This window comes from Pseudomonas sp. YA1 (genome assembly GCF_058680555.1).
Genome location: NZ_JBZWBG010000011.1, coordinates 129,192 through 155,528, shown reverse-complemented (window position 1 = coordinate 155,528; position 26,337 = coordinate 129,192). Strand labels below are relative to the sequence as shown.

The 26,337-nt window shown below is 66.5% G+C and carries 26 protein-coding genes; 19 read left to right on the top strand and 7 right to left on the bottom strand.

All coding sequences use genetic code 11. The annotated features are described in order from the left end of the window. Window positions 1-68 precede the first annotated feature (68 nt). Both AC4OR5_RS17405 and ppnP read left to right on the top strand, forming a co-directional pair. Complete coding sequence (locus tag AC4OR5_RS17405; protein ID WP_003087377.1) at window positions 69-620, top strand: 3'-5' exonuclease; 552 nt, start codon at window positions 69-71, stop codon at window positions 618-620. A 94-nt stretch (window positions 621-714) separates the two neighbouring features. Further along, window positions 715-996 carry a pyrimidine/purine nucleoside phosphorylase gene (gene ppnP / locus AC4OR5_RS17400; RefSeq protein WP_003087375.1) on the top strand — a complete coding sequence of 94 codons (282 nt, stop codon included), beginning with the start codon at window positions 715-717 and terminating at the stop codon, window positions 994-996. 112 nt (window positions 997-1,108) lie between these two features. On the opposite strand, the gene AC4OR5_RS17395 is transcribed toward ppnP, so the two are convergent. Beyond that, window positions 1,109-1,705, bottom strand: a complete 597-nt coding sequence (locus AC4OR5_RS17395) for a DUF1287 domain-containing protein (protein WP_003087371.1) — start codon at window positions 1,703-1,705, stop codon at window positions 1,109-1,111. Between the two features lie 9 nt (window positions 1,706-1,714). Beyond that, complete coding sequence (locus tag AC4OR5_RS17390; RefSeq protein WP_023099744.1) at window positions 1,715-2,860, bottom strand: ATP-NAD kinase family protein; 1,146 nt, start codon at window positions 2,858-2,860, stop codon at window positions 1,715-1,717. 209 nt (window positions 2,861-3,069) lie between these two features. Here AC4OR5_RS17390 and AC4OR5_RS17385 point away from each other — a divergent pair, with 209 nt between their 5' ends. Further along, complete coding sequence (locus AC4OR5_RS17385) at window positions 3,070-3,249, top strand: PA1571 family protein (RefSeq protein WP_003087367.1); 180 nt, start codon at window positions 3,070-3,072, stop codon at window positions 3,247-3,249. 68 nt (window positions 3,250-3,317) lie between these two features. On the opposite strand, the gene AC4OR5_RS17380 is transcribed toward AC4OR5_RS17385, so the two are convergent. Further along, a complete protein-coding gene (locus tag AC4OR5_RS17380) occupies window positions 3,318-4,199 on the bottom strand; it encodes a LysR substrate-binding domain-containing protein (protein ID WP_003132941.1) in 882 nt (293 codons plus the stop codon). Between the two features lie 377 nt (window positions 4,200-4,576). On the opposite strand from AC4OR5_RS17380, the gene AC4OR5_RS17375 reads away from it, so the two are divergent. From AC4OR5_RS17375 to AC4OR5_RS17350, 6 genes are all read left to right on the top strand, one after another. Then, a complete protein-coding gene (locus AC4OR5_RS17375) occupies window positions 4,577-5,938 on the top strand; it encodes an MFS transporter (protein WP_020750793.1) in 1,362 nt (453 codons plus the stop codon). Window positions 5,939-5,990: 52 nt separating this feature from the next. Beyond that, window positions 5,991-6,344, top strand: a complete 354-nt coding sequence (locus AC4OR5_RS17370; RefSeq protein ID WP_003087359.1) for a RidA family protein — start codon at window positions 5,991-5,993, stop codon at window positions 6,342-6,344. A gap of 10 nt (window positions 6,345-6,354) precedes the next feature. Continuing rightward, a complete protein-coding gene (locus AC4OR5_RS17365) occupies window positions 6,355-7,752 on the top strand; it encodes an FAD-dependent oxidoreductase (protein ID WP_058161185.1) in 1,398 nt (465 codons plus the stop codon). A gap of 151 nt (window positions 7,753-7,903) precedes the next feature. Continuing rightward, a complete protein-coding gene (locus AC4OR5_RS17360; RefSeq protein WP_011666714.1) occupies window positions 7,904-8,092 on the top strand; it encodes a hypothetical protein in 189 nt (62 codons plus the stop codon). 127 nt (window positions 8,093-8,219) lie between these two features. Beyond that, window positions 8,220-9,584, top strand: a complete 1,365-nt coding sequence (locus tag AC4OR5_RS17355; RefSeq protein ID WP_009314736.1) for a glutamine synthetase family protein — start codon at window positions 8,220-8,222, stop codon at window positions 9,582-9,584. A gap of 70 nt (window positions 9,585-9,654) precedes the next feature. Beyond that, the gene (locus AC4OR5_RS17350; protein WP_015503164.1) at window positions 9,655-10,965 is read left to right on the top strand and encodes an NAD(P)/FAD-dependent oxidoreductase; all 1,311 of its coding nucleotides are present in this window, start codon (window positions 9,655-9,657) and stop codon (window positions 10,963-10,965) included. A gap of 31 nt (window positions 10,966-10,996) precedes the next feature. On the opposite strand, the gene tusA is transcribed toward AC4OR5_RS17350, so the two are convergent. Together tusA and rlmM are read right to left on the bottom strand one after the other, a co-directional pair. Next, window positions 10,997-11,236: a sulfurtransferase TusA gene (gene tusA / locus AC4OR5_RS17345; protein WP_003105999.1), complete on the bottom strand. Its 240-nt coding sequence runs from the start codon at window positions 11,234-11,236 to the stop codon at window positions 10,997-10,999. A gap of 82 nt (window positions 11,237-11,318) precedes the next feature. Continuing rightward, window positions 11,319-12,377 (bottom strand): 23S rRNA (cytidine(2498)-2'-O)-methyltransferase RlmM, encoded by a 1,059-nt coding sequence (gene rlmM / locus AC4OR5_RS17340; protein WP_003087345.1) that lies wholly within the window; start codon window positions 12,375-12,377, stop codon window positions 11,319-11,321. 326 nt (window positions 12,378-12,703) lie between these two features. Here rlmM and acnA point away from each other — a divergent pair, with 326 nt between their 5' ends. Together acnA and AC4OR5_RS17330 are read left to right on the top strand one after the other, a co-directional pair. Beyond that, window positions 12,704-15,436, top strand: a complete 2,733-nt coding sequence (gene acnA, locus AC4OR5_RS17335; RefSeq protein ID WP_034029292.1) for an aconitate hydratase AcnA — start codon at window positions 12,704-12,706, stop codon at window positions 15,434-15,436. A 372-nt stretch (window positions 15,437-15,808) separates the two neighbouring features. Next, window positions 15,809-17,374, top strand: a complete 1,566-nt coding sequence (locus AC4OR5_RS17330; protein WP_003087330.1) for a methyl-accepting chemotaxis protein — start codon at window positions 15,809-15,811, stop codon at window positions 17,372-17,374. 37 nt (window positions 17,375-17,411) lie between these two features. On the opposite strand, the gene cprA is transcribed toward AC4OR5_RS17330, so the two are convergent. Then, the gene (cprA, locus tag AC4OR5_RS17325; protein WP_023106781.1) at window positions 17,412-18,569 is read right to left on the bottom strand and encodes a cationic peptide resistance protein CprA; all 1,158 of its coding nucleotides are present in this window, start codon (window positions 18,567-18,569) and stop codon (window positions 17,412-17,414) included. Between the two features lie 88 nt (window positions 18,570-18,657). Beyond that, a complete protein-coding gene (locus AC4OR5_RS17320) occupies window positions 18,658-19,290 on the bottom strand; it encodes an alpha/beta hydrolase family protein (protein WP_003105994.1) in 633 nt (210 codons plus the stop codon). A gap of 187 nt (window positions 19,291-19,477) precedes the next feature. Here AC4OR5_RS17320 and ccoN (AC4OR5_RS17315) point away from each other — a divergent pair, with 187 nt between their 5' ends. The 8 genes from ccoN (AC4OR5_RS17315) to ccoP (AC4OR5_RS17280) all read left to right on the top strand — a co-directional run bounded on the left by ccoN (AC4OR5_RS17315) (window position 19,478) and on the right by ccoP (AC4OR5_RS17280) (window position 26,200). After that, window positions 19,478-20,905: a cytochrome-c oxidase, cbb3-type subunit I gene (gene ccoN / locus AC4OR5_RS17315; protein ID WP_003087322.1), complete on the top strand. Its 1,428-nt coding sequence runs from the start codon at window positions 19,478-19,480 to the stop codon at window positions 20,903-20,905. A gap of 10 nt (window positions 20,906-20,915) precedes the next feature. Beyond that, the gene (gene ccoO, locus AC4OR5_RS17310; RefSeq protein WP_003087318.1) at window positions 20,916-21,524 is read left to right on the top strand and encodes a cytochrome-c oxidase, cbb3-type subunit II; all 609 of its coding nucleotides are present in this window, start codon (window positions 20,916-20,918) and stop codon (window positions 21,522-21,524) included. 5 nt (window positions 21,525-21,529) lie between these two features. Further along, window positions 21,530-21,715: a CcoQ/FixQ family Cbb3-type cytochrome c oxidase assembly chaperone gene (locus tag AC4OR5_RS17305; protein WP_003087314.1), complete on the top strand. Its 186-nt coding sequence runs from the start codon at window positions 21,530-21,532 to the stop codon at window positions 21,713-21,715. Continuing rightward, the gene (gene ccoP / locus AC4OR5_RS17300; RefSeq protein ID WP_003087308.1) at window positions 21,712-22,638 is read left to right on the top strand and encodes a cytochrome-c oxidase, cbb3-type subunit III; all 927 of its coding nucleotides are present in this window, start codon (window positions 21,712-21,714) and stop codon (window positions 22,636-22,638) included. The genes AC4OR5_RS17305 and ccoP (AC4OR5_RS17300) overlap by 4 nt, the downstream gene beginning before the upstream one ends. Window positions 22,639-23,002: 364 nt before the next feature. Further along, window positions 23,003-24,430, top strand: a complete 1,428-nt coding sequence (gene ccoN / locus AC4OR5_RS17295) for a cytochrome-c oxidase, cbb3-type subunit I (protein WP_003087306.1) — start codon at window positions 23,003-23,005, stop codon at window positions 24,428-24,430. A 14-nt stretch (window positions 24,431-24,444) separates the two neighbouring features. After that, window positions 24,445-25,056 (top strand): cytochrome-c oxidase, cbb3-type subunit II, encoded by a 612-nt coding sequence (gene ccoO / locus AC4OR5_RS17290; protein WP_003087303.1) that lies wholly within the window; start codon window positions 24,445-24,447, stop codon window positions 25,054-25,056. Between the two features lie 5 nt (window positions 25,057-25,061). Continuing rightward, entirely contained in the window at window positions 25,062-25,247 is a 186-nt protein-coding gene (locus AC4OR5_RS17285) for a CcoQ/FixQ family Cbb3-type cytochrome c oxidase assembly chaperone (protein WP_003087298.1), read from the top strand. Continuing rightward, entirely contained in the window at window positions 25,244-26,200 is a 957-nt protein-coding gene (gene ccoP, locus AC4OR5_RS17280; protein ID WP_003087292.1) for a cytochrome-c oxidase, cbb3-type subunit III, read from the top strand. Before AC4OR5_RS17285 ends, ccoP (AC4OR5_RS17280) begins: the two co-directional genes overlap by 4 nt. The last annotated feature ends 137 nt before the right edge of the window (window positions 26,201-26,337 follow it).

Here is a 26,337-nt window from a genome sequence, read left to right as displayed (position 1 = left end):
GCACAGCGGTTTGCCGAGGTCCGGAAGCCCCGCCATACTCAGCGCGGACCCTGGTATGGATAGCTCCGATGCCTCACTGGCTGGTAATCGATCTGGAGGCCACTACCGCGGAAGGCGGCTGGCCCCTGGAGGAAATGGAAATCATCGAGATCGGCGCCACCCTGGTCGCCGCCGCGGACGCCCGCGAACTGGACCACTTCCAGCGTTTCGTACGACCGGTCAGGCGGCCGCTGCTGACCCACTTCTGCCGCGACCTCACGCATATCAGCCAGGCCAACGTCGATGGCGCCGCCCATCTCGACACGGTCTGGGAAGCCTTCGAGCGCTGGCTCGCCCAGCATCGTCCGCGACTGGCCGGCTGGGCCAGCTGGGGCGACTACGACCGCCGCCAGTTGGAGCAGGAATGGCGCCAGCACGGGCTGACCAGCCAGCTCAGCGAAGTGCCGCACGTCAATCTCAAGCAACGCTTCGGCGAAGTCCGCCAGCTGCCCCGCCCGGTCGGCCTGAACGCGGCCCTGCAACTGGCCGGGATGAGTTTCCAGGGCCAGCAGCACCGCGCCCTGGAGGATGCCCGCAATACCGCACGGCTGCTGCCGCTGGTATTGCCGGTGGAGCATTGAACGAGGCCCGCGCCGCCTAGTGACGCCTTTCCGAGGCTTGGGCATACTGGCGGGCCTTTTCAAACCCGCCTGTTCACCCCTTCAGGAGAAGCCCATGTTCAAGGTCAACGAATACTTCGACGGCACCGTCAAATCCATCGCCTTCGACATGACCGCCGGCCCGGCCACCATCGGCGTGATGGCGGCAGGCGAATACGAATTCGGCACCAGCCAGCTGGAGATCATGCATGTGGTCGCCGGCGCGCTGACGGTCAAGCTGCCGGGCAGCGACGAGTGGCAGGAATACGCCAGCGGCAGCCAGTTCACCGTCCCGGCGAACAGCAAGTTCCAGCTCAAGGTCGCCCAGGACACCGCCTACCTCTGCGAATACCGCTGAGCCCGGGCAGACAGGAAAACCGGCCGCAGGCCGGTTTTTTCTTGCCCGCCGTCCAGCGGCGGCGGAGGGATCGGTACGCTCATCCGCCGCTGGAGCGGCTTGCCTAGCCCATTCAGCCCTGCGGGAAGCGGTAGTGGCCGATGACCTGGTAGCGGAACAACAGGTCCTCTTCCCGCACGCCGGCACCGATGTTGTGCAACACCAGCGGCCTGCCCTCCAGCCTGCGATCGGAAAGCACGCCGATATGCAGCAGGCCGTTGTCCAGGCGCCAGGCGACGATGTCTCCGGCCCGGTAGGCGGAGGCGTCGCGGCTCGGCGTCAGTGCCAGGCCCTGGCGGCTGAACCAGGTCATCAGGTTCGGTACGCGGCGGTGATCGATGTTGCGGTCGGTGCCTTTCATCCCCCATTGCTGCGGGTAGGCCGCGAAGTGGCGACGCATGTCCTCGTGCACCGCCTTCTGCAGGTCCAGCCCCTGTCCACGCAGCGCACGGACCACCACGTCGGTGCAGACCCCGGTCTGCAGCGGCACGTCGCCGCCCGGATAGTCCAGTTGCCGGTAGGCCGGGTCGTAGCCCAGGGTTACGCCCACCTGGGCACGCGCCGCATCCACCAGTCGCTGCGGTTCGACCGCAGCGGCCGCCGCCAGTGGCAGTCCGAGCATGGCGAGCAGCAACAGGCGGCGCAGCGCGCCGGATACGTCCTTGTCCATCCTTTCCTCCTAGGCGCCCGCGGGCGCGTCCTGGTCCTTCGCGTATCCCAGCGGATACAACAGTTCTTCCTTGTAGCCGGCCCAGACCCGGATGGCGTCCGGGAAGCTGTCGTCCAGCGCCGGGTCGCCGCTGTCGACCAGCAACGGGCGGCCCCCGAGGGTCCCCAGCTTGCGCTTGGTGGCGACCACCCGCATGCGCTCCAGGCCGATGGCGCGCAACACCCGGGGACTGATCTGCTGGTTGCCGCGACCGATCACGTGGCCCTGGCCGCCGATGGCGGTGACCAGCAGGAACGCCGGATGACCGTCCACCAGTTCGAACAGCCGCGCCTCGTCGACGTCGCGGGCGAGCACCGCGCCATTCTCCAGCACGTCGACGCCCAGCAGGGTGGTTTCCAGGCCGAGGTTGCGCGCCAGGCCATGCAGGGTCGAGCCCGGTCCGAGCACATAACGCACGCCGTCTTCCCAGCTTTCCGCCAGCCAATCGGCGAGGTCCACCAGCACCAGCTCCTCGGACTCCATCCCTGCCTGCTTCACGTGCTGCATGAAGTGGCCCTCCTCCGGCACCGTCATCTCGCCGTACCAACGCGCGGCGACGCGGCCGGCGCGCAGCGCCTCTTCGTCGAGATCGCGCACCTCGCCGCTGGCCAGGCGCACCAGGCCGCCCTCGACCAGGCGCCTGGCCAATTCGCCGGCGGCGCGTGGACTGATGGCATAGACCCCGGAGTGGATCTTCACCCCGGCCGGAATGCCGAGCACCGGCTGTTGCTCGCGCACCACCCCGGCAACATCCCGTGCTGTGCCATCACCACCGGCGAACAGGATCAGGGCGACGCCGGCCTCCTGCAAACGCTCGACCGCCAACCGGGTATCCGCCGCGCTGCTGACCGCTCCCTGCCACTCGCCGAGCAGGCGATGGCGGAAGCCCATGCGCTCGAGCAACTCGCCGCCCATGGCCCCGGGAAAGGTCAGGAACTCGATCTTCTCGACCAGCGGCAACAGGCACTCCAGGGCTATCCGGGTGCGCTCCAGCGCACGTGGTTCGGCGCCTCTGGCCAGGGCCTCGGCAGCCACCCCGTCGCTGCCCTTCAAGGCGACCGGGCCACCCAGCCCGGCCAGGGGATTGACCACCAATCCCAGGCGAAACATGTCCATACTCATCCTCGGGCGAACTCCAGGGCGCCCACACCGGTCGGACCACTATAACCAGAAAAACCCAGCGGTAGCCGGCAAGCTGGCACGCCGACTGCAAGATTGCTATGGTCCATGGCTTTCGCGTTGGAGCGGCACGACATCCGCCGTTTGTCACGGCGGTTTCATCTGCGCTCCCTAGACTGCCGATAAACCTGATGAGGAGACGGGCAATGAATTCGCAACACACCGATACCGCCAAGCGCCGCGTGATCCCCTTCAATACGCAGCAGCACAGCGGTGGCGCCATCATCGACGCCCAGGGCCGGGAGATCCCGATCACCGAGGTGATGATCCAGCGCGCCTGCCGCGAACTGGACAGGTCCCTGGAGCAGGAACAGAAGCAGGCCTGAGTGCCCGCCAGCACGACTTCGAAGCCCGGCATCCGCCGGGCTTTTTTTCGCTTGCGCGAAGCCGCGCCCTAGCTCGGCGCCGACAGGTCCTCGCCGACCAGGTCGAGGAAGGTCTCGACGATCCGCCGCGAGCGCTGTTCGCGCAGGCACACCAGGGTCTCGGTCAGGCGTCGCTGGCAATCGACGATGGGCAGCGCATGGACCCGCGTGTCGGCGCCGAACTCCGCGGCCGACACCACCCCCACGCCGATCCCCGCCACCACCGCCTCGCGCGAGGCCTCGCGGCCCTCGACCTGGATCGCCGGGCGGATCCGCAGGCCGGCGCGGCTCATCTCCTCCTCCAGGGTCTGGCGGGTCACCGAGCCCTGCTCGCGCAGCACCAGCGGCATGTCGTCGAGATCGGCGAGGCGGATCGACTCGCGCCCGGCCCACGGATGGCTGAGCGAAACGAAGGCGACGATCGGGTCGTTGCGCAGGGTCAGCGAAAGCAACCGCTCGTCGCTGACGTCCCGGCCCAACAGGGCCAGGTCGGCCTGGTAGCTGAACAGTCGCTGCAGAGACTCGTCGGTATTGCCGGTCTCCACCCGCACCGCGATGCCCGGATAGCGCTCGCAGAAACGCGCGATCTGCGGCAATACGTGCACCGGCGCATCCACCGCCAGGGTCAGGGTGCCGGTCTGCAGGGCGCTGGAGGCGGACAACAGCTCCTCCGCCTCGGCCTCGATCGCGAACAGCCGCTGGGTCACCGCGAGCAGGCGCTCGCCCAGTTCGCTCAGGCGCACCGAGCGCTTGTTACGGTGGAACAGCAGCACGCCGTAACGCTCCTCCAGCTTGCGCACCTGGTCGGAAACCGCCGGCTGGGTGAGAAACAGGCGCTCGGCGGCGCGCGTGAAGCTGCCGTACACGGCGACTGCATGGAAAGCCTTCAACTGCGCATGGGATACCGACATGGACCTTCACCACTCCAGGCAGGACAAGGGGTTCCGCGCCATGGGCGGCGCACACGGGGATGACCGTTCGGTCAACTTCCTCGACCCACGCCGCGCCAGGCCTACGGACAAACAAGTAAAACTTATATTTAAAATTTGATAAATCGATTTCATTTATTTATCCGGAATTGTTTCCATCGCTTCACCACAGCGCGCCAGCGCCTCGGCAGCCAGCCCCTGCCTGGGCATCCGCAACCCTTACCCAGGAGGTGAAGCCGACTCCAGATCCCTCTGACCAGGCACCGCGACATGGCGGTGCGGAAGTGCTCATCAGAACAACAACAAGGCGTGTTCCCCTCACACCTGCCGGCACCGATAACAAGATCGAGGTCAGAACCATGAATCAACGTCCCGGGACGGCGCTGCCGTCCTCTCCCGTGTCCAGCTTCCAGCGCTGGCGCCTGCAGATATTCGCGATCACCTGGCTGGCCTACGCCGCCTTCTATTTCACCCGCAAGGCCTTTTCCGTCGCCAAGCTCGGCATCGCCGAAGATCCGGGCTTCCAGTTGGACAAGATGGCGATGGCCGATCTCGACGCCATCTATCTCGCCGCCTATGCCGTCGGCCAGTTCACCTGGGGCGTGCTGGCCGACCGCTTCGGCCCGCGCATCGTGGTGTTCGGCGGCCTGCTGATCTCCGCACTGGCCGCGCTGGTCATGGGCACCTTCGCCACCCTGCCGATCTTCGCCACCTGCATGGTGGTCCAGGGACTGGCGCAGTCCACCGGCTGGTCGGGGCTGTGCAAGAACATCGGCAGTTTCTTCGCCACTCACGAACGCGGTCGGGTGCTCGGCCTGTGGAGCACCTGCTACGCCTTCGGCGGCCTGGTCGCCTCGCCGTTCGCCGGCTGGTGGGCGTACAGCGTGTTCGGTACCTGGCACGCGGCGTTCTACTCCAGCGCCGCGGTGGTCGGCGGCGTGGCCCTGCTGTTCCTGTTGTTGCAGCGCAACCGCCCGGAGGACGTCGGCCATCCACCCGTCGAACCGCAGGTCGCGAGCGAGGCCGTGCGCTATGCCGGCTTCAGGCCGGAAGGCGGCAACGGCGGCAGCCTGCAGGTACTCGCCAAGGTGGTGCGCAACCGCACGGTGCTCTGCCTCGGCCTGGCCTACTTCCTGCTCAAGCCGGCGCGCTACGCGATCCTCCTGTGGGGACCGGTGATCGTCTACGAACGCATGCCGGCGCTCGGCAAGGTCGGCGCGGCGATCGTTCCCACCGCCTTCGAGGTAGCCGGCCTGCTCGGCCCGATCCTGATCGGCTTCGCCTCGGACAAGCTGTTCGGCGCACGGCGCATGCCGGCCTGCGTGATCAGCCTGCTGGCGCTGACCGTCTGCCTGGCACTGTTCGTCCCGGCGATGACCACCGGCAGCATTCCGATAGTGGTCGGCCTGCTGTTCATGATGGGACTGACCCTGTACGGCCCGGACTCGATGATCTGCGGCTCCGCCGCCATCGACTTCGGCACCGGAGAGGCCGCCGGCACCGCCTCCGGCTTCGTCAATGGCTGCGGTTCGGTGGGCGCGATCCTCGGTGGCCTGCTGCCCGGCTATTTCGACACCTACACGGTGTTCATCGGCTTCACCGTCGCCGCCCTGATCGCCACCGCGGTGCTCCTCCCGCACTGGAACAGCCGACCCGACGGTGTCGTGAAAGGCCACAGGAACATCCCCAGCCTGGGGGACTTCCGCCCGATCCGCTCCTGACTCCGGCGCGCCCGCCGCGCCACCAGCGTCTTTTCAAGCCAGGGAAACCCTCATGCATATCGAACGCTTCGAAGTCGTCAAACGCCGGGCCGAAATGGCCCTGCACGGCAACACTCTCTACATCGGCGGCCAGGTCGCAGACGACCCCAGCGGTGACATCCAGGACCAGACCCGCCAGGTCCTGGAGAACATCGACCGGCTGCTCCAGAGCGTCGGCAGCGACCGCGGCCAGGTGCTCTCGGTACGCATCCTGCTCGCCCACCGGGAGGACTACGCCGGTCTCAACCAGGTCTGGGACCAGTGGTTTCCCGAAGGCCGGGCGCCGACCCGCGCCTGCAGCCTGGCCGAGCTGATCGACCCGCGCTGGCGGGTGGAAATGATCGTCGTCGCCGCCCGTCCGCAGTGAGAGCACAGCCATGACCTTCCGACCCTTCTGGCTGGACCAGGCCCTACGCTCCGAACATGCGGCCCCCTGCCCGCCGCTGGCCGGCGATACCCGCGCCGACCTGTGCATCGTCGGCGGCGGCTACACCGGCCTGTGGACCGCCATCATGCTCAAGGAGCACGATCCCGGGCTCGACGTGGTGCTGGTCGAGGCCGACCTCTGCGGCGCCGGCGCCAGCGGCCGCAACGGCGGCTGCGCGCTGTCCTGGTCGGCCAAGTTCTTCACCCTGGAACGGCTGTTCGGGCTCACCGAGGCGATCCGCCTGGTCAAGGCCTCCGAGGACAGCATCCGGGCCATCGGCGCCTTCTGCCAGCGCTACGACGTCGAGGCCGACTACCGGCTGGACGGCACCCTCTATACCGCCACCAACCCGGCCCAGGTCGGCAGCACCGACAGCGTGATCGCCGCCCTGGAACGCCATGGCATCAACTCCTTCGTCAAGCGCCCGCTGGCCGACGTGCAACGCCTGGCCGGCTCGCGCCGGCACCTGGAAGGCTGGTTCTCGCCGGCTGCCGCGACGGTGCAGCCAGGCAAGCTGGTTCGCGGCCTGCGCCGGGTCGCCCTGCAACTGGGGGTACGCCTGTACGAAGGCACGCCGATGCGAGGACTGGAGCACGGCCGCCCGGCGGAAGTGGTCACCCCCCACGGGCGGGTCGTCGCCGACCGCGTGGTGCTGGCGCTGAACGCCTGGATGGCGAGGGCCTTCCCGCAATTCGAACGCAGCGTGGCGATCGTCTCCAGCGACATGCTCATCACCGAGCCACGACCGGACCTGTTGCAGGAGATCGGACTGACCAGCGGGGTCAGCGTGCTCGACTCGCGGATCTTCGTGCATTACTACCACAACACCCCGGACGGCCGGCTGATGCTCGGCAAGGGCGGCAACACCTTCGCCTACGGCGGACGCATGCTGCCGGTGTTCGATCGCCCCTCGCCGTATCTCGGGCAACTGCGCGGCAGTTTGCGGGAGTTCTTCCCCGAGTTCGCCGAGGTCGCCATCGAGGCCAGCTGGAACGGTCCATCGGATCGCTCGGTGACCGGCCTGCCGTTCTTCGGCCGACTCGACGGCCGCGACAATGTGTTCTATGGCTTCGGCTACTCCGGCAGCGGCGTCGGCCCATGCCACATGGGCGGGCAGATCCTTTCTTCGCTGGCGCTCGGCCTGGACAATCCCTGGACCCGTTCGCCGCTGACCCAGGGACCGCTCGGTCGCTTCCCGCCGGAGCCGATCCGCTATGTCGGTTCGCTGATGGTGCGCAACGCGATCCGTCGCAAGGAGCACGCCGAAGACGCCGGCCGGCGCCCGCGTCATCTCGACGTACGCCTGGCCAGGTTCGCCGCCGCCGCGGGCAAGGCCGACAAGGGTTGAGCCGCTTTCCGGGCGCCTCTTCAGCCCACTCGGGGGTGCCCTTCTTTTTCCTTCGGTTTCGATTTCGCTCAAGCAAAGGTCGTAAAAAGCGCATTTAATTCACCCGTCAGCCTGTGCGAGGCTGTTCCAACCCCTGGCCCAGTTTTCCTTCATGCACCTACCGACGACGCGCACCCTGCCCTACCAGCCTTCCGCCAACCCGGCCGGAACGCCCGCGCGTCTACCCCGCAAGCACAGCCGCTGGCTGGAACTGGAGCCGCTCGCCCTCCCTCTCGAACTGGCCTTCTGGGCGCTCTGGCATTGCCGCCACGCGCGTCCGCCGGACGCTCGTCACGCCTGATTTCCCTCCGGCCCCGCGCAACGGCGGGGCCGGCCTGCCGCTTGCATGCCGTTCCGCGACGCTGCCGTCGCCGGAGCGCCGCTGCGAGCGTCGCGACGCTACCGGACAAGACCGACAAGAGAGCCCCATGAACTTCGCCTGCGAACAAGAAGCCCAGGATTTCCTGGCCGCCAATCCCGATATCGAACTCTTCGAACTGTTCATCCTCGACGCCAATGGCGTGCCGCGCGGCAAGCTGCTGCACCGCGACGAACTGCTGGCCGTCTACCGCAGCGGCCGGCCGCTGCCGAGCACCATCCTGGGGCTGACAATGAACGGCGAGGATGTCGAGGACTCCGGCCTGGTCTGGGACGTCGGCGACATCGACTGCCGCGCCTACCCCCTGTCCGGCAGCCTGGTGCGCCTGCCCTGGCGGCAGATCCCGACGGCGGCGGTGCAGGTCAGCATGCACCCGAGCGAGGGCCTGCCCGCCAGCGTCGCCGATCCGCGCCACCTCCTGGTGCGCACCATCGACGCGCTGAAGAGCGAGGGCTATCACCCGGTGATGGCCGCCGAGCTGGAGTTCTACCTGCTCGACCGTGAGCGCGACGCCAACGGCCGCCCGCAACCGGCTCGCGACGCCGATGGCGGCCGCCCGCGGGCGACCCAGGTCTACGGCCTGCGCGAACTGGAGCAGATCGAGCCGTTCCTCGCCGACCTCTATGCCGCCTGCAAGGCGCAGGGCCTGCCGGCACGCACGGCGATCTCGGAATACGCCCCGGGCCAGGTGGAAATCACCCTCGACCACGGCGACGCCCTAGTCGCCATGGACCAGGCGATCCGCTACAAGCGCCTGGTCAAGGGCGTCGCGCACAAGCACGGAATGCTCGCCTGTTTCATGGCCAAGCCGTTCGACGACCTGGCCGGCACCGGCATGCACCTGCACGTCAGCCTGGCCGACGAACAAGGCCACAACCTGTTCGCCAGCGACGACCCCGCCGGCACGCCGTTGCTGCGCCAGGCGGTCGGCGGCATGCTCGCCAGCCTGCTCGACTCGCTCCTGCTGTTCTGTCCCAACGCCAACTCCTACCGGCGCTTCCAGGCCAACAGCTACGCGCCGCTGGCGCAGACCTGGGGCGTCGACAACCGCACCGTGAGCCTGCGCGTGCCGGGCGGCCCGGCCTCCAGTCGGCATATCGAGCACCGCATCTGCGGCGCCGACGCCAACCCCTACCTGGCCGCCGCGGCGCTTCTCGCCGGGGTCCACCGCGGCATCCGCGAAGGCATCGATCCGGGCGCGCCGGTGGAGGGCAATGGCTACGCCCAGGCCGGCAAGCGCCTGCCCACCGACTGGCTGACCGCCCTCGACGCCCTGCAAGGCTCCGAGTGGGCGCGGGAAGCCTTCGGCGAGCCGTTCCTCGGCGTCTACCTGGCGGTGAAGCGCGCGGAATACCGGCAATTCATGGGCGAGGTCGGCGAGCAGGACTGGCGCTGGTACCTGACCCAGGCCTGAGCCACCCCGGACCCGCCCGCATACGGCGGCGCGCCGGCAGGACGCGCCGCACTGGAATAAGGAATACCCGATGAACGCAGCAATCCATCCACGTCCGGCCGCGGAACGCGCGCCGTCCTACTACGCCGCCACGCTCAACGAGGAAACCGACTATCCGACCCTGCTGGGCGCGGTGACGGTCGACATCGCCATCATCGGCGGCGGCTTCACCGGCGTCGCCACGGCGGTCGAACTGGCCGAGCGTGGCTACAAGGTGGCCCTGGTCGAGACCCATCGCATCGGCTGGGGCGCCAGCGGGCGCAACGGCGGCCAGGTCACCGGCAGCCTGTCCGGCGACGCGGCGATGCACAAGCAGATGCGCCAGTGGCTGGGCGCCGAGGTCGAGGACTTCATCTGGCACCTGCGCTGGCGCGGCCACGAGATCATCCGCCAGCGGGTGGAGAAGTACGGCATCGCCTGCGACCTCCGCCATGGCCACCTGCATGCGGCGATGAAGGCCAGCCACATGGGCGAGCTGCAGGCCTCCTACGAGGAGGCGGTGCGCCGCGGCATGGGCGACCAGGTGGTCCTGCTGGACAAGGCCGGCGTCCAGGCCCACCTGGAGACCGAGCTGTACTGCGGCGCGCTGAAGAACACCCGCAACATGCACCTGCACCCGCTCAACCTGTGCATCGGCGAGGCCAGGGCGGCGGCCGGCCTCGGCGCGCTGATCTTCGAACATTCCGAGGTCCTGGATATCGTCCACGGCCCGCGGCCGGCGGTGATTACCCGCGAGGGAAGGATCGAGGCGCAGCAGATCCTGCTTGCCGGCGATGTCTACCACAAGCTCGAACGCAGGCAGCTCAAGGGGATGATCTTCCCGGCCATGGGCGGAATCGTCACCACCCGGCCGCTGGGCGAGCTGGCACGGGAGATCAACCCGCAGGGGCTGGCGGTCTACGATTGCCGCTTCGTCCTCGATTACTACCGCCCCACCGCCGACGGCCGCCTGCTGTTCGGCGGCGGCGCCAACTACTCGGGCCGCGACTCGCGGGACATCGCCGCCGAGCTGCGGCCATGCATCGAGCGCACCTTCCCGCGCCTGAAGGGCGTGGAGATCGAGTTCCAGTGGAGTTGCGCCATGGGCATCGTGATGAACCGCATCCCCCAGCTCGGCAAGCTCTCCGACAACGTCTGGTACTGCCAGGGCTACTCGGGGCACGGCGTGGCCACCAGCCACATCATGGGCGAAATCATGGCCAAGGCGATGAGCGGGAGCCTGGAGCAGTTCGACACCTTCGCCCGTTGCAAGCACCTCAAGGTGCCGCTGGGCGACCTCTTCGGCAATCCGATGCTGGCCGCCGGGATGTGGTACTACCAGCTCATGGAGAAGCTGCGCTGAAGCGCGAGGGATGGCGGGGTCCGCGGAAGGCCTAGTCGGCCTTCTTGCGGATCCAGTAGAGATAGGTGCCCGCCTCTTCCTGCTGCTCGACCAGCTCGTGGCCGAGGAACACGCAGAACTTGGGGATGTCGCGGCGGGTCGAGGGATCGGTGGCGATCACCTTGAGCAGGCCGCCGGGCGCCAGGTCGCGGACCTTGTTGTGCAGCATCATCACCGGCTCGGGACAGTTCAGGCCGGTGGCGTCGAGAATGGCGTCGACAGAATGGGTCATCGGGAAACTCCGCAACAGAATCCGCGCATTGTCGCGCATGCGGCGCGGCCGGTCACCTGTCCCCGGCCGGAACGCCGCCGCTTCAACGTTCGAGGCGGCGCAGATGGCAGGTCACTTCCTCGCGGTCGTGATACAGCTGCTTGCAGCCGATCGCCACCTTCAGGCCGCGCGCGTCGAAGCTCTCGCGCAGGCGCTGGAGGATCTTGCGCACCTCGGCGTAGCGCTGCTTCATCGGCAGCTTGAGGTTGACCACCGCCTCGCGGCAAAGCCCTTCGCCGATCCAGGTCTCGATCAACGCACCGGTGCGTGCCGGCTTCTCGACGATGTCGCAGACCATCCAGTCGACCCGCTGGCGCGGGCGGTACTGGTAGCCGTCGACCTTCTGGTGGTCGACCAGCCCGGAATACATCAGGTTCTCCGCCATCGGCCCGTTGTCCACGGCGGTCACCCGCATCTCCCGGTTCACCAGTTGCCAGGTCCAGCCGCCCGGCGCCGCGCCGAGGTCCACGGCGAGCATGTCCGGCGCCAGACGCTTGTCCCATTCGCTGCGCGGGATGAACTGGTGCCAGGCTTCCTCCAGCTTCAGCGTCGAACGACTCGGCGCCTCGCGGGGAAACTTCAGGCGCGGGATGCCCATCGGCCAGAGCGCGCTGTTGCGCGGCTCGGCGAGGCCGACGAAGACCTCCCGGCCGGAGCGGAAGGTCAGCAGCAGGCGCGGCAGCGCCGGGTCCTCCTGCAACCGCCCGGCCTTCACCAGCGCGGCGCGCAGCGGTTTCTCGAACTTGCGGCAGAAGGTCGAGACCTCCTTGCCGGCATTGGTGTCCAGCACCTCCAGCCAGAGGCTGCCGCAGACCGGATAACTCGCCAGTTCCGCCAGCAGCACCTCGATGCGCTGGCTTTCCGGCAATTCGATGAAGCCGGGTCCGCGCGCCCACTGGCGCGGGAAGATCAAGTCGGCGAAACGCAGGCGGCGCATCAGGCGCTCGGCGCCGTCGGCGTCCTGGCAGACGAACTCGACGTGGGCGCTGGCCGGCTTGCTCTTGGCGTAGCCGGGAATCTCGAGAGTGGCTGCATGCTCGGCGATTTCGGCGCAGACTTCACCTTCGAAGCCTGGCCGGCAGTGCATCAACAGGGTATTCATGGGGTTGTCTCCTTGGCCGCGCACTATAGTGCCGGGCATGCCTCAAGGGAACTGCAGCGACCGTTCGTCGGTCCAGTGTATATGGCAGGAGCCCTCGAGCCGGTCTAGCTTGAAGGTTTCGAACAACGCTATCCCAAAGTCTGACTCTCGCCAGCGGCCGGTACCGATGGGATCGGGCCACCGCGCATTACCGAGGTAACGGCACCCTGGCGTCCGCGGACGCCGCGGGTCCCGGGCGAAGCCAGGCACTATCGGCTCGACGACGGGCCTGGCGTCAGGACGAGGCCAGGCCCGCCGCCCCCGGGCCCGCCGTGAGGAAATCAGAAATGCCTGCTTTGGACAGCCTGAAAACCCTTCGCAGTCTCGCTGTGGACGGCAAGACCTACCACTACTACAGCCTCCCGGAAGCCGCCCGGACCCTGGGCGATCTCGGCAAGCTGCCGATGTCGCTGAAGGTCCTGCTGGAAAACCTCCTGCGCTGGGAGGACGGCAGCACCGTCACCGGCGACGACCTCAAGGCCCTCGCCGACTGGCTCAGGGAGCGCCGTTCCGACCGCGAGATCCAGTACCGCCCGGCGCGGGTCCTGATGCAGGACTTCACCGGGGTGCCCGCGGTGGTCGACTTGGCCGCCATGCGCGCGGCCATGGCCAAGGCCGGCGGCGACCCGCAGAAGATCAACCCGCTGTCGCCGGTGGACCTGGTCATCGACCACTCGGTGATGGTCGACAAGTTCGCCAGCGAATCGGCCTTCGAACAGAACGTCGAGATCGAGATGCAGCGCAACGGCGAACGCTACGCCTTCCTGCGCTGGGGCCAGAACGCCTTCGACAACTTCAGCGTGGTGCCGCCGGGCACCGGCATCTGCCACCAGGTCAACCTGGAGTACCTGGGCCGCACGGTCTGGACCAAGGAAGAGGATGGCAGGACCTACGCCTTCCCCGACACCCTGGTCGGCACCGACTCCCACACCACCATGATCAACGGCCTCGGCGTGCTCGGCTGGGGCGTCGGCGGCATCGAGGCGGAAGCCGCCATGCTCGGCCAGCCGGTATCGATGCTGATCCCCGAGGTCATCGGCTTCAAGCTCACCGGCAAGCTGCGCGAGGGCATCACCGCCACCGACCTGGTGCTGACCGTCACGCAGATGCTGCGCAAGAAGGGCGTGGTGGGGAAATTCGTCGAGTTCTACGGCGACGGCCTGGCCGACCTGCCCCTGGCGGACCGCGCCACCATCGCCAACATGGCCCCGGAATACGGCGCCACCTGCGGCTTCTTCCCGGTGGACGAGATCACCCTCGGCTACCTGCGCCTGTCCGGGCGTCCGGAAAGCACGGTCAAGCTGGTCGAGGCCTATAGCAAGGAACAGGGCCTGTGGCGCGAGAAGGGCCACGAGCCGGTGTTCACCGACACCCTGCACCTGGACATGGGCGAAGTCGAGGCCAGTCTGGCCGGACCGAAGCGCCCGCAGGACCGCGTGGCCCTGCAGAACGTCGCCAGCGCCTTCAACGAGTTCCTCGGCCTGCAACTGCATCCCTCCAGCACCGAAGAAGGCCGCCTGCTCAGCGAGGGCGGCGGCGGCACCGCGGTCGGCGCCAACGCCGCCTTCGGCGAGATCGACTACCAGCACGACGGCCAGACCCACCGCCTGAAGAACGGCGCGGTGGTGATCGCCGCCATCACCTCCTGCACCAACACCTCCAACCCCAGCGTGATGATGGCCGCCGGCCTGCTGGCGAAGAAGGCGGTGGAGAAAGGCCTGCAACGCAAGCCCTGGGTGAAGAGTTCGCTGGCGCCGGGCTCCAAGGTGGTCACCGACTACTTCAAGGCCGCCGGCCTGACCCGCTACCTCGACGAACTCGGCTTCGACCTGGTCGGCTACGGCTGCACCACCTGCATCGGCAACTCCGGGCCGCTGCTGGAGCCGATCGAGAAAGCCATCCAGCAGGCCGACCTGACCGTCGCCTCGGTACTCTCCGGCAACCGTAACTTCGAAGGCCGCGTGCACCCGTTGGTGAAGACCAACTGGCTGGCCTCGCCGCCGCTGGTGGTGGCCTACGCCCTGGCCGGCAGCGTGCGGATCAACCTCAGCGAGGAACCGCTGGGCACCGGCAAGGACGGCCAGCCGGTCTACCTGAAGGACATCTGGCCGAGCCAGAAGGAAATCGCCGAGGCGATCCAGAAGGTCGACACCGAGATGTTCCACAAGGAGTACGCCGAGGTCTTCGCCGGCGACGAGAAATGGCAGGCGATCCAGGTGCCGCAGTCGGACACCTACGAGTGGCAGGCCGACTCCACCTACATCCAGCATCCACCCTTCTTCGAACACATCGCCGAGGCGCCGCCGGCCATCGCCGACGTCGAGCAGGCGCGGGTGCTGGCGGTGCTGGGCGACTCGGTGACCACCGACCACATCTCCCCTGCCGGCAACATCAAGGCCGACAGCCCGGCCGGCCGCTACCTGCGCGAGCACGGCGTGGAACCGAAGGACTTCAACTCCTACGGCTCCCGTCGCGGCAACCATGAGGTGATGATGCGCGGCACCTTCGCCAACATCCGCATCAAGAACGAGATGCTCGGCGGCGAGGAAGGCGGCAATACCCTGTACGTGCCCAGCGGCGAGAAACTGGCGATCTACGACGCGGCCATGCGCTACCAGCAGGACGGCACCCCGCTGGTGATCGTCGCCGGCAAGGAATACGGCACCGGCTCGTCGCGCGACTGGGCGGCCAAGGGTACCAACCTGCTGGGCGTGAAGGCGGTGATCGCGGAGAGCTTCGAGCGCATCCACCGCTCCAACCTGGTCGGCATGGGCGTGCTGCCGTTGCAGTTCGAGAACGGCCAGGACCGCAAGAGCCTGAAGCTGACCGGCAAGGAGGTGCTGAACATCCGCGGCCTCGGCGGCGAACTCAAGCCGCACATGCCGCTCAGCGTGGAAGTGACCCGCGAGGACGGCAGCCAGGACAGCTTCAAGGTCCTTTGCCGCATCGACACCCTCAACGAGGTCGAGTACTTCAAGGCCGGCGGCATCCTCCACTACGTGCTGCGCAGCATGCTCTGAGGCAGCGGCGGTACGCGCGGAGGGGTGGCTTCGGCCACCCCTTTTTCATTCCGGCGCCCGGGGCGGCGGGCGCTTCGCAGGGAGAACAACGCCCCTGCGTCATCCGCCGATACCCCGCAGTACCGGCGAATGGCCGCCTCGCGCTTATCCGCCAGGCCCCTCCCCAGCCCATGCGCGCCGCCGGGAATGACACGAAACCGTAACGTATTGACCTCCATCAGCGAATCCGCCATCTATCCGACCACGTGGTCGGTTCTCATGCTTTGGGTCAATAGCTATCTGTTTTTCCTCGTGAAAGCATTCACAAATCCCTCATGTGAAAGGCGTTTTCGCCGATGCAGAGGTAAATGCTTCACTTGTTTTGGAAGGCCCATGCGCAACAATCAACCCATCACCCAGCACGAGCGCGTCTATCCGGCGGAGCAACGCCTGATCACCACCACCAATCTCAAAGGCATCATTACCTACTGCAATGAAGCCTTCATCGACATCAGCGGCTTCAGTCGCGAGGAGCTGATGTCCGCGCCGCACAATCTGATCCGTCACCCCGACGTCCCGCCGGCGGTGTTCGCCCACATGTGGACCACCCTCAAAGCCGGCCGCCCGTGGATGGGGATCGTCAAGAACCGCTGCAAGAACGGCGACCACTACTGGGTCAGCGCCTATGTCACGCCGATCTACGACCAGGGCGCGGTGGTCGGCTACGAGTCGGTGCGGGTCAAGCCGACCGCCGAACAGATCCAGCGCGCCGAGGCCCTCTACCGTCGCCTCGGCGCCGGCAAGCCGGCGATCCCCCGGCGCGACCGCTGGCTGCCGGTACTGCTCGACTGGCTGCCGTTCATCCTGATCAGCCAGATCGGCTTTCTCATCGGTATCTGGCTGAACTCCTGGTGGGGCTTCATCCTCGCCGGCCTGCTCGCCGTTCCGCTCGGCCTCGCCGGACTGCGCTGGCAGAAGCGCGGGCTGAAGCGCCTGATGCGGCTCGCCGAACAGACCACCTCCGACCCGCTGATCGCGCAGATGTACACCGACAGCCGCGGCGACCAGGCGCGCCTGGAAATGGCCATCCTCAGCCAGGACGCGCGCCTGAAGACCTGCCTGACGCGCCTGCAGGACACCGCCGAATACCTCACCGAGCAGGCGCGCCAGGCCGACACCCTGGCCCACCACAGCTCCGCCGGTCTGGAACAGCAGCGCGCAGAGACCGAGCAGGTGGCCACCGCGGTCAACGAGATGGCCGCCACCACCCAGGAAGTGGCGAACAATGTCCAGCTGACCGCCGACGCCACGCAGAAGGCCAACGAACTGACCTCGCGCGGCCGCGACATCGCCGCGGAGACGCGCAACGCCATCCAGCGCCTGTCGGAGTCGGTGGGCGAGACCGGGGCCGCGGTGAGTCGCCTGGCCCAGGACAGCAACGAGATCGGCGGCGTGGTCGATGTGATCAAGGGCATCGCCGACCAGACCAACCTGCTCGCCCTCAACGCCGCTATCGAGGCGGCGCGGGCCGGCGACCAGGGACGCGGCTTCGCCGTGGTGGCCGACGAAGTGCGCTCGCTGGCGCAACGCACCGCGGCCTCCACCGAGCAGATCCACCACCTGATCGCCAAGTTGCAGAACACCGCCAACGATGCGGTACATACCATGGAGAGCGGCCTGCAGCAGGCCGAAGCCGGGGTCCAGCGAGTGCTGGAAGCCGACAGCGCGCTGGTCGGCATCAGCGAGGCGGTCAGCAACATCACCGAGATGACCACCCAGATCGCCGCCGCCGCGGAAGAACAGAGCGCGGTGGCCGAGGAAATCAACCGCAACATCAGCACCATCGCCGCCCTGGCCGAGCAGACCTCCGACGAGGCGCTGCGCACGGCGAAACTGAGCGAGGAACTGACCACCACCGCGCAGAGCCAGTATTCCCTGGTCGAGCGCTTCAACCGCTGAGATCAGGCCGCGGGGAGGAAGCTCCCCGCGCCTGCCGTCACTTGAAGTCCCATTGCATCTGCGCCGGGATGCTCACCGCGCTGGACGACTGCACGCAGACGTCGAGGTAGTCGGTGAAGCGCGGTGGCGCGGAGATCCCCTCCTCCAGCAGACGGCTGTTGTCGAACAGGTAGTTGAGGTCGGCAAAGCCGCTGTACAAGCGCAACGCGCGCAGGACCAGACGCGGATTGGCCGGGCCGATGCGCGACTCGAAACTCTTCGCCAGTTCCTTGAGGTCGTCCACCTCCACCTTGCGGTAGCGCTCGCCTACCGGCGCCGCCCCGTTGGCGCGGGCGAAGGCCTCGTCGATCTCGCCGAAGGTGCAGGCGGCGCGATGGCCGGCGGAGATATGGTAGAGGCTGTGCCCCAGGCACGGCTTCAGCGCCAGGCCGATCAGCGCCTCGGCGCAGTAGTCGACCGGGATCACGTCGATCTGCTCGTCCAGGCCGCAGGTGAAGCTTTCCAGGGCGAAGCCCATGCGGAAGACCCAGAAGATGCTGCCGGAGGCCTGGCAGCCAAGGGTACGGTGGCCCACCACGATGGATGGCCGCGCCACCACCAGGGGCAGGCCCGGCAGTTCCTCGCGCATGCGCCGCTCGATTTCCGCCTTGGACGCGGTGTAGTCCACCAGTTGCTGCTCCGCCGCCGGGAACTCCCAGGACTCGCTGATCGGCGACTCTCGCTGCGGTCCGCAGCACATCGCGGTACCGACGTGGAGGAAACGCTTCAGTCGCTTCGAACGGCTCAGCACGTCGGCGAAGGCGAAAGTGCCGTCGACGTTGACCGGCCAGATGGTCGGGTTCTTCGAGAACGACGCCACGGCGGCGCAATTGATCACCCGCTCCACCTGCATCAGGCGCGGCGTCTCGCGGGCCAGCCAGGAGGTGTCGAGGAAATCGCCGCAGATGATCTGCTCCGCCCGCAGTGCCAGGCAGTCGGCTTCGTCGACGCCATGCATCAGCAGGTTGCCGCGCAGGCGTTCGAGCCCCTCCTGGCGGGATTCGGCGCGGACCAGGAAGGACAGGTTGGCGCCGTGCCCGGCGGCGATCAGCTGGGCGGCGACCGAACCGCCGAGAAAGCCGGTGGCCCCCGTCAGCAGGATGCGTTCGCGGGTATCGATAGCGGTGATCTGCTCACCGTCGGCATGCATGTTCATGTCTTCCCCCCTCAGAGAAGTCAGTCGCCCACGCCTCAATGCGAGGGTGGTTGCGCCGCAGCTTATGAGGGGATGCCTTAAGGAACCGTTAATGGCCCTGGAGCCCGCGAAGGAAGCCGGCCACCTCCCGCGCCGTTGCCGCCAGGTGCTGCTCGTGGGTCAGGCCGGAGGCCTTCAGCGGCTTGAGGTCGTGGTCCGCCGCGGCCAGCCAATGCAGGCGGATCGTCGGCGCCAGTGCATAGCCCGCCACCGCCTCGCGGTTGCCCAGGGCATCGCGCTCGCCCTGGACGATCAGGGTCGGCGTGCGCAGCCCGGCGAGGTGCGCGACCCGCGGCTTCTCCGGCTTGCCGGCGGCGTAGAACGGGTAGCCGAGGCAGACCAGGGCATCCGCGCCCAGCTCGTCGGCCAGCAGGCTGGCCATGCGCCCGCCCATCGACTTGCCGCCCAGGGCCAAGGGCCCGTCCAGGGTCTCGCGGACCTGCGCATGGACTCGCCGCCAGCAGTCGAGCAACTGCGCCTGCGGATTCGGCGGACGCTTGCGGCCGTCCTCGCGGCGCTGGGCCATGTAGGGAAACTCGAAGCGCGCGACGGCAATGCCCTGGGCAGCGAGCAGTTCGGCGATGCGCTCCATGAACGGGCTGTCCATCGGCGCCCCGGCGCCATGGGCGAGAATCAGGGTGGCCGACAGCGAGCCGGCCGGGCGGTTCCATTTCAGCGACAACTTGCCACACCTCGTATGCAGTGGGGGCCGGGAAGCCAATTGATCCCGATCAATATTTCATAACGCCCCATTATCCATGCTTCCTCTCGCTAATTACGCCAATTAGACCAGCCCCAATGGGGGGACGCCCGGCATCCCAACTGCCGGAAAAAGCCATAGCGTATAACCGTGGATGGAAGCCCATAGCATGAGCACCACTAACCCAGAGTCCGCCTATAACTACAAGGTGGTCCGCCAATTCGCCATCATGACCGTGGTCTGGGGCATCGTCGGCATGACCGTCGGTGTCCTGATCGCCGCCCAGCTGGTATGGCCCGACCTGAACTTCGGCTTGCCGTGGACGAGCTTCGGCCGCCTGCGCCCGCTGCACACCAACGCGGTGATCTTCGCCTTCGGCGGTTGCGCACTGTTCGCCACCAGCTACTACGCGGTGCAGCGCACCTGCCAGGTGCGACTGTTCTCCGACACCCTCGCCTCCTTCACCTTCTGGGGCTGGCAACTGGTGATCCTGCTGGCCGCCATCAGCCTGCCGCTGGGCTACACCTCGTCCAAGGAGTACGCCGAGCTGGAGTGGCCGATCGACATCCTGATCACGGTAGTCTGGGTCGCCTACGCGGTGGTGTTCTTCGGCACCCTGGTCAAGCGCAAGGTCAAGCACATCTATGTGGGCAACTGGTTCTTCGGCGGGTTCATCCTCACCGTCGCCATGCTCCACGTGGTGAACAACCTCGAGCTGCCGGTGACCTTCACCAAGTCCTACTCGCTGTACGCCGGCGCCACCGACGCCATGGTCCAGTGGTGGTACGGGCACAACGCCGTGGGCTTCTTCCTCACCGCCGGCTTCCTCGGCATGATGTACTACTTCGTGCCCAAGCAGGCCGAGCGTCCGGTCTACTCCTACCGCCTGTCCATCGTCCACTTCTGGGCGCTGATCGCGGTGTACATCTGGGCCGGCCCGCACCACCTGCACTACACCGCGCTGCCGGACTGGGCGCAGTCGCTGGGCATGGTGATGTCGCTGATCCTCCTGGCGCCGAGCTGGGGCGGCATGATCAACGGCATGATGACCCTCTCCGGCGCCTGGCATAAGCTGCGCAGCGACCCGATCCTGCGCTTCCTGGTGGTGTCCCTGGCCTTCTACGGCATGTCCACCTTCGAAGGCCCGATGATGGCGATCAAGACCGTCAACGCCCTCTCCCACTACACCGACTGGACCATCGGCCACGTACACGCCGGCGCCCTCGGCTGGGTCGCGATGGTTTCCATCGGCTCGCTCTACCACCTGATCCCGAAGGTCTTCGGCCGCGAGAAGATGTACAGCCTGGGCCTGATCAACGCGCACTTCTGGCTGGCCACCATCGGCACCGTGCTGTACATCGCCTCGATGTGGGTCAACGGCATCACCCAGGGCCTGATGTGGCGCGCGGTCAACGAGGACGGCACCCTGACCTACTCCTTCGTCGAAGCGCTGGCCGCCGGCCACCCCGGCTTCATCGTGCGCATGCTCGGCGGCTTCATCTTCCTGCTCGGCATGTTCCTGATGGCCTACAACACCTGGCGCACCGTCAGTGCCGCCAAGCCGGCCGAATACGAAGCCGCCGCACAGATCGCCTGAGGAGCCGAGCATGAAACACGAAATACTCGAGAAGAACGTCGGCCTGCTGGCGCTATGCATGGCCGTGGCCGTGAGCATCGGCGGCCTGACCCAGATCGTGCCGCTGTTCTTCCAGGACGTGACCAACACCCCGGTCGAAGGCATGAAGCCCTATACCGCGCTGCAACTGGAAGGCCGCGACATCTATATCCGCGAAGGCTGCGTCGGTTGCCACTCGCAGATGATCCGTCCGTTCCGCGCCGAAACCGAACGCTACGGCCACTACTCGGTGGCCGGCGAGAGCGTCTGGGACCACCCGTTCCTGTGGGGTTCCAAGCGTACCGGCCCGGACCTGGCCCGCGTCGGTAGCCGCTACTCCGACGACTGGCACCGCGCGCACCTGTTCAACCCGCGCAACGTGGTGCCCGAGTCGAAGATGCCGGCCTACCCGTGGCTGGTGGAGAACAAGCTCGACGGCAAGGACATCGAGAAGAAGCTCGAAGTGATGCGCACCCTCGGCGTGCCCTATACCGACGAAGACATCAAGGGCGCCAAGGACTCGCTGAAAGGCAAGACCGAAATGGACGCCGTGGTCGCCTACCTGCAGGTGCTCGGCACCTCGATCAAGAACAAACGGTGACGGCAATGGATATCGGGACGCTGCGAGGACTCGGCACGCTGCTGATCATGGTCGCCTTCATCGGTCTGGTGATCTGGGCCTACAGCGGCAAACGCAAGAAGAGCTTCGACGAAGCGACGATGCTGCCCTTCGCAGACGATCCCGAAGCCAAAAAGCACGTCGAGCAAGCTTCTAGGAGTAACAAAGAATGACCACCTTCTGGAGTCTGTACATCACAGCTCTTACCGTCGGTACCTTGATCGCCCTGCTCTGGCTGGTCTTCGCCACCCGCAAGGGCGAGGCCAAGGGTACTACCGAAAAGACCATGGGCCACTCCTACGACGGCATCGAGGAGTACGACAATCCGCTGCCGAAGTGGTGGTTCATGCTGTACATCGGCACCATCGTCTTCTCCGTCGGCTACCTGGTCCTGTACCCGGGCCTGGGTAACTGGAAAGGCGTGCTGCCGGGCTACGAGGGCGGCTGGACCCAGGACAAGCAGTGGGAACGCGAGATGAACATCGCCCAGGAGAAGTACGGGCCGATCTTCGCCAAGTACGCCGCCATGCCCATCGAGGAAGTGGCCAAGGACGAGCACGCCATGAAGATGGGCAGCCGCATGTTCGCCACCTACTGCTCGATCTGCCACGGTTCCGACGCCAAGGGCGCCCTCGGCTTCCCCAACCTGGCCGACAACGAGTGGCGCTGGGGCGGTGACCCGCAGAGCATCGAGACCACCATCCTCGGCGGTCGCCACGCGATCATGGCGGCCTGGGGCGACATCCTCGGCGAAGACGGGGTGAAGAACGTCGCCGCCTACGTCCGCACCGAACTCGCCGGGCTGAAGCTGCCGGAAGGCACCAAGGCCGACGTCGAGGCCGGCAAGCAGATCTTCTCGGTCAACTGCGTCGCCTGCCACGGCCCGGAAGGCAAGGGTACCGCCCTGGTCGGCGCGCCGAACCTGACCAACCCCGGCGCGTTCATCTACGGCTCCAGCTACGCCCAGCTCCAACAAACCATCCGCCATGGCCGCCAGGGCCAGATGCCGGCCCAGGAGCCCTACCTGGGCAAGGAAAAGGTGCACATCCTGGCCGCCTACATCTACAACCTGTCGCACAACCAGGGCAGCAACTGACCCCTCCCCCCACCCGCGCCCTCCCGGGCGCGGGTCCTCCCCCCGGTCTCAGACCTTAGTCCCAGGCGGCGCGACGAAGTGTCGCACCAGCGGACGCCTTTCCTACCCATCCTTTTCAATCGCGTCTAAGCTGCTCTGCATTCGTCCCTCTCCGGCAGAGCGACGGGACACCTAACTTCACCGGCCGAACCCACTCGCCCGGATAGCGCCAGAAAGCCATACGGCCGCCTTGGAAAGCGCTCTGAAGCAGGCATCAAACTGGCGTCGCCCCTGGCCTGGCGCGTTGCAATGCCCACCCGCTTTCTCCATACTTGCCGCCGATTTTTTGTCCCTAAAAAAGTCCATTAACCGTGGAACCCCTAGCATGAGCACAGCAATCAGTCAGACTGCTTATAACTATAAGGTGGTCCGCCAGTTCGCCGTTATGACGGTGGTCTGGGGGGTCATTGGAATGGGTCTCGGTGTCCTGATCGCCGCCCAACTGGTATGGCCCGAATTGAACTTCGACCTGCCGTGGACGAGCTTCGGCCGCCTTCGCCCCCTGCACACCAACGCGGTGATCTTCGCCTTCGGTGGGTGCGCCCTCTTCGCCACCTCGTACTACGTGGTGCAACGTACCTCGCAAGCCCGACTGATTTCAGACACGCTGGCGGCCTTCACCTTCTGGGGTTGGCAGGCCGTGATCGTGGGCGCCGTGCTGACCCTGCCGCAGGGTTTCACCACCTCCAAGGAATACGCCGAACTGGAATGGCCGCTGGCCATCCTCCTGGCGATCGTCTGGATCACCTACGCGATCGTGTTCTTCGGCACCATCGTCAAGCGCAAGGTCAAGCACATCTATGTGGGCAACTGGTTCTACGGTGCCTTCATCCTGGTGACGGCGATGCTGCACATCGTCAACCACATGTCGCTGCCGGTGAGCTGGTTCAAGTCCTACTCCGCCTACTCCGGCGCCACCGATGCCATGGTCCAGTGGTGGTACGGGCACAACGCCGTGGGCTTCTTCCTGACCACCGGCTTCCTCGGCATGATGTACTACTTCGTGCCCAAGCAGGCCGAGCGTCCGGTCTATTCCTATCGCCTGTCCATCGTCCACTTCTGGGCGCTGATCTCCCTGTACATCTGGGCCGGCCCGCACCACCTGCACTACACCGCGCTGCCGGACTGGGCGCAGTCGCTGGGCATGGTGATGTCGCTGATCCTCCTGGCACCGAGCTGGGGCGGCATGATCAACGGCATGATGACCCTCTCCGGCGCCTGGCATAAGCTGCGCACCGACCCGATCCTGCGCTTCCTGGTGGTGTCCCTGGCCTTCTACGGCATGTCCACCTTCGAAGGCCCGATGATGGCGATCAAGACCGTCAACGCCCTCTCCCACTACACCGACTGGACCATCGGCCACGTGCACGCCGGCGCCCTCGGCTGGGTGGCGATGATCTCCATCGGCTCGCTCTACCACCTGATCCCGAAAGTCTTCGGTCGCCCGCAGATGCACAGCATCGGCCTGATCAACGCGCACTTCTGGCTGGCCACCATCGGCACCGTGCTGTACATCGCCTCGATGTGGGTCAACGGCATCACCCAGGGCCTGATGTGGCGCGCGGTCAACGAGGACGGCACCCTGACCTACTCCTTCGTTGAAGCACTGGTCGCAAGCCACCCCGGCTTCATCGTGCGCATGATCGGCGGTGGTTTCTTCCTCACCGGCATGCTGCTGATGGCCTACAACACCTGGCGCACCGTGCGTGCTGCCAAGCCGGCCGAATACGAAGCCGCCGCGCAGATCGCCTGAGGAGCCCGACGTAAATGAAGAACCACGAAATACTCGAGAAGAACGTCGGCCTGCTGGCCATCTTCATGGTGATCGCCGTCAGCATCGGCGGCCTGACCCAGATCGTTCCGCTGTTCTTCCAGGACGTGACCAATACCCCGGTCGAAGGCATGAAGCCGCGTACCGCCCTGGAACTGGAAGGTCGTGACATCTACATCCGCGAAGGCTGCGTCGGCTGCCACTCGCAGATGGTCCGTCCGTTCCGTGCCGAGACCGAACGCTACGGCCATTACTCGGTCGCCGGTGAAAGCGTCTGGGACCACCCGTTCCTGTGGGGTTCCAAGCGTACCGGCCCGGACCTGGCCCGCGTCGGCGGCCGTTACTCCGACGACTGGCACCGCGCGCACCTGTACAACCCGCGCAACGTGGTGCCCGAGTCGAAGATGCCTGCCTACCCGTGGCTGGTAGAGAACAAGCTTGATGGCAAGGACACCGCCACCAAGATGGAAGTCCTGCGCAAGCTGGGCGTGCCTTACACCGACGAGGACATCGCCGGTGCACGTGAAGCCGTGAAGGGCAAGACCGAGATGGACGCCCTGGTGGCGTTCCTTCAAGGCCTGGGAACCTCTATCAAGAGCAAACGGTGAGTGTGATGGATATCGGGACTCTGCGTGGACTGGGCACCGTGGTGATCATGGTCGCCTTCATCGGCCTGGTGATCTGGGCCTATAGCGGCAAGCGCAAGAAGAGCTTCGACGAAGCGACGATGCTGCCCTTCGCAGACGATCCCGAAGCCAAAAAGCACGTCGAGCAAGCTTCTAGGAGTAACAAAGAATGACGACCTTCTGGAGTCTGTACATTACAGCTCTCACCCTCGGCACCCTGCTGGCGCTGACCTGGCTGATCTTCGCCACCCGCAAGGGCCAGCGCAGCAGCACCACCGACGAGACCGTGGGCCACTCCTACGACGGCATCGAGGAGTACGACAACCCGCTGCCGAAGTGGTGGTTCATGCTGTTCGTCGGCACCCTGGTGTTCGCCGTGGGCTACCTGGCCCTGTACCCGGGCCTGGGCACCTGGAAAGGCCTGATGCCGGGCTACCAGTCTGCCGACGAATTCGCCGACAAGGAAAAAGGCTGGACCGGCGTCCACCAGTGGGAAAAGGAAATGGCCAAGGCCGACGAGAAGTACGGCCCGATCTTCGCCAAGTTCGCCGCGATGCCCATCGAGGAAGTCGCCAAGGATCCGCAGGCGGTGAAAATGGGCGGTCGCCTGTTCGCCTCCAACTGCTCGATCTGCCACGGCTCCGACGCCAAGGGCGCCTACGGCTTCCCCAACCTGACCGACGCCGACTGGCGCTGGGGCGGCGAGCCGGAAACCATCAAGACCACCATCATGGCTGGTCGCCACGCCGCCATGCCGGCCTGGGGTGAAGTGATCGGCGAGGAAGGCGTGAAGAACGTCGCCGCTTTCGTCCTCACCCAGATGGATGGCCGCAAGCTGCCGGAAGGCGCCAAGGCAGACATCGAGGCCGGCAAGCAGGTCTTCGCTACCACCTGCGTCGCCTGCCACGGCCCGGAAGGCAAGGGCACCCCGGCGATGGGCGCTCCCGATCTGACCCACCCCGGCGCGTTCATCTACGGCTCCAGCTTCGCGCAACTGCAGCAGACCATCCGCTACGGTCGCCAGGGTGTGATGCCGGCGCAACAGGAACACCTGGGCAACGACAAGGTGCACCTGCTGGCCGCCTACGTATACAGCCTGTCGCACGGCGAGAAGAGCGCCGAATAAGCGCTCCCCTCCCCCACGACCCAGACGGCGCCGGCAACCCCGGCGCCGTTTTATTTTGTGCAAAAGAAAAGCGCGAATGGGACAATACGCGACCAAAAGTCGCACAGTTACCGCAAAAAGCCTGATAGATCAGGCGT

Coding starts and splice junctions, on each gene's coding strand:
- rlmM (WP_003087345.1), bottom strand. CDS start 12,377: ATGAATACCCTGTTGATGCACTGCCGGCCAGGCTTCGAAGGTGAAGTC.
- tusA (WP_003105999.1), bottom strand. CDS start 11,236: ATGACCCATTCTGTCGACGCCATTCTCGACGCCACCGGCCTGAACTGT.
- ccoP (WP_003087292.1), top strand. CDS start 25,244: ATGACGACCTTCTGGAGTCTGTACATTACAGCTCTCACCCTCGGCACC.
- AC4OR5_RS17405 (WP_003087377.1), top strand. CDS start 69: ATGCCTCACTGGCTGGTAATCGATCTGGAGGCCACTACCGCGGAAGGC.
- acnA (WP_034029292.1), top strand. CDS start 12,704: ATGCCTGCTTTGGACAGCCTGAAAACCCTTCGCAGTCTCGCTGTGGAC.
- AC4OR5_RS17370 (WP_003087359.1), top strand. CDS start 5,991: ATGCATATCGAACGCTTCGAAGTCGTCAAACGCCGGGCCGAAATGGCC.
- ccoN (WP_003087306.1), top strand. CDS start 23,003: ATGAGCACAGCAATCAGTCAGACTGCTTATAACTATAAGGTGGTCCGC.
- cprA (WP_023106781.1), bottom strand. CDS start 18,569: ATGAACATGCATGCCGACGGTGAGCAGATCACCGCTATCGATACCCGC.
- AC4OR5_RS17380 (WP_003132941.1), bottom strand. CDS start 4,199: ATGTCGGTATCCCATGCGCAGTTGAAGGCTTTCCATGCAGTCGCCGTG.
- ccoO (WP_003087303.1), top strand. CDS start 24,445: ATGAAGAACCACGAAATACTCGAGAAGAACGTCGGCCTGCTGGCCATC.
- AC4OR5_RS17375 (WP_020750793.1), top strand. CDS start 4,577: ATGAATCAACGTCCCGGGACGGCGCTGCCGTCCTCTCCCGTGTCCAGC.
- ccoP (WP_003087308.1), top strand. CDS start 21,712: ATGACCACCTTCTGGAGTCTGTACATCACAGCTCTTACCGTCGGTACC.
- AC4OR5_RS17350 (WP_015503164.1), top strand. CDS start 9,655: ATGAACGCAGCAATCCATCCACGTCCGGCCGCGGAACGCGCGCCGTCC.
- AC4OR5_RS17395 (WP_003087371.1), bottom strand. CDS start 1,705: ATGGACAAGGACGTATCCGGCGCGCTGCGCCGCCTGTTGCTGCTCGCC.
- AC4OR5_RS17360 (WP_011666714.1), top strand. CDS start 7,904: ATGCACCTACCGACGACGCGCACCCTGCCCTACCAGCCTTCCGCCAAC.
- AC4OR5_RS17365 (WP_058161185.1), top strand. CDS start 6,355: ATGACCTTCCGACCCTTCTGGCTGGACCAGGCCCTACGCTCCGAACAT.
- AC4OR5_RS17390 (WP_023099744.1), bottom strand. CDS start 2,860: ATGGACATGTTTCGCCTGGGATTGGTGGTCAATCCCCTGGCCGGGCTG.
- ppnP (WP_003087375.1), top strand. CDS start 715: ATGTTCAAGGTCAACGAATACTTCGACGGCACCGTCAAATCCATCGCC.
- AC4OR5_RS17385 (WP_003087367.1), top strand. CDS start 3,070: ATGAATTCGCAACACACCGATACCGCCAAGCGCCGCGTGATCCCCTTC.
- AC4OR5_RS17355 (WP_009314736.1), top strand. CDS start 8,220: ATGAACTTCGCCTGCGAACAAGAAGCCCAGGATTTCCTGGCCGCCAAT.
- AC4OR5_RS17285 (WP_003087298.1), top strand. CDS start 25,062: ATGGATATCGGGACTCTGCGTGGACTGGGCACCGTGGTGATCATGGTC.
- AC4OR5_RS17330 (WP_003087330.1), top strand. CDS start 15,809: ATGCGCAACAATCAACCCATCACCCAGCACGAGCGCGTCTATCCGGCG.
- AC4OR5_RS17305 (WP_003087314.1), top strand. CDS start 21,530: ATGGATATCGGGACGCTGCGAGGACTCGGCACGCTGCTGATCATGGTC.
- ccoO (WP_003087318.1), top strand. CDS start 20,916: ATGAAACACGAAATACTCGAGAAGAACGTCGGCCTGCTGGCGCTATGC.
- ccoN (WP_003087322.1), top strand. CDS start 19,478: ATGAGCACCACTAACCCAGAGTCCGCCTATAACTACAAGGTGGTCCGC.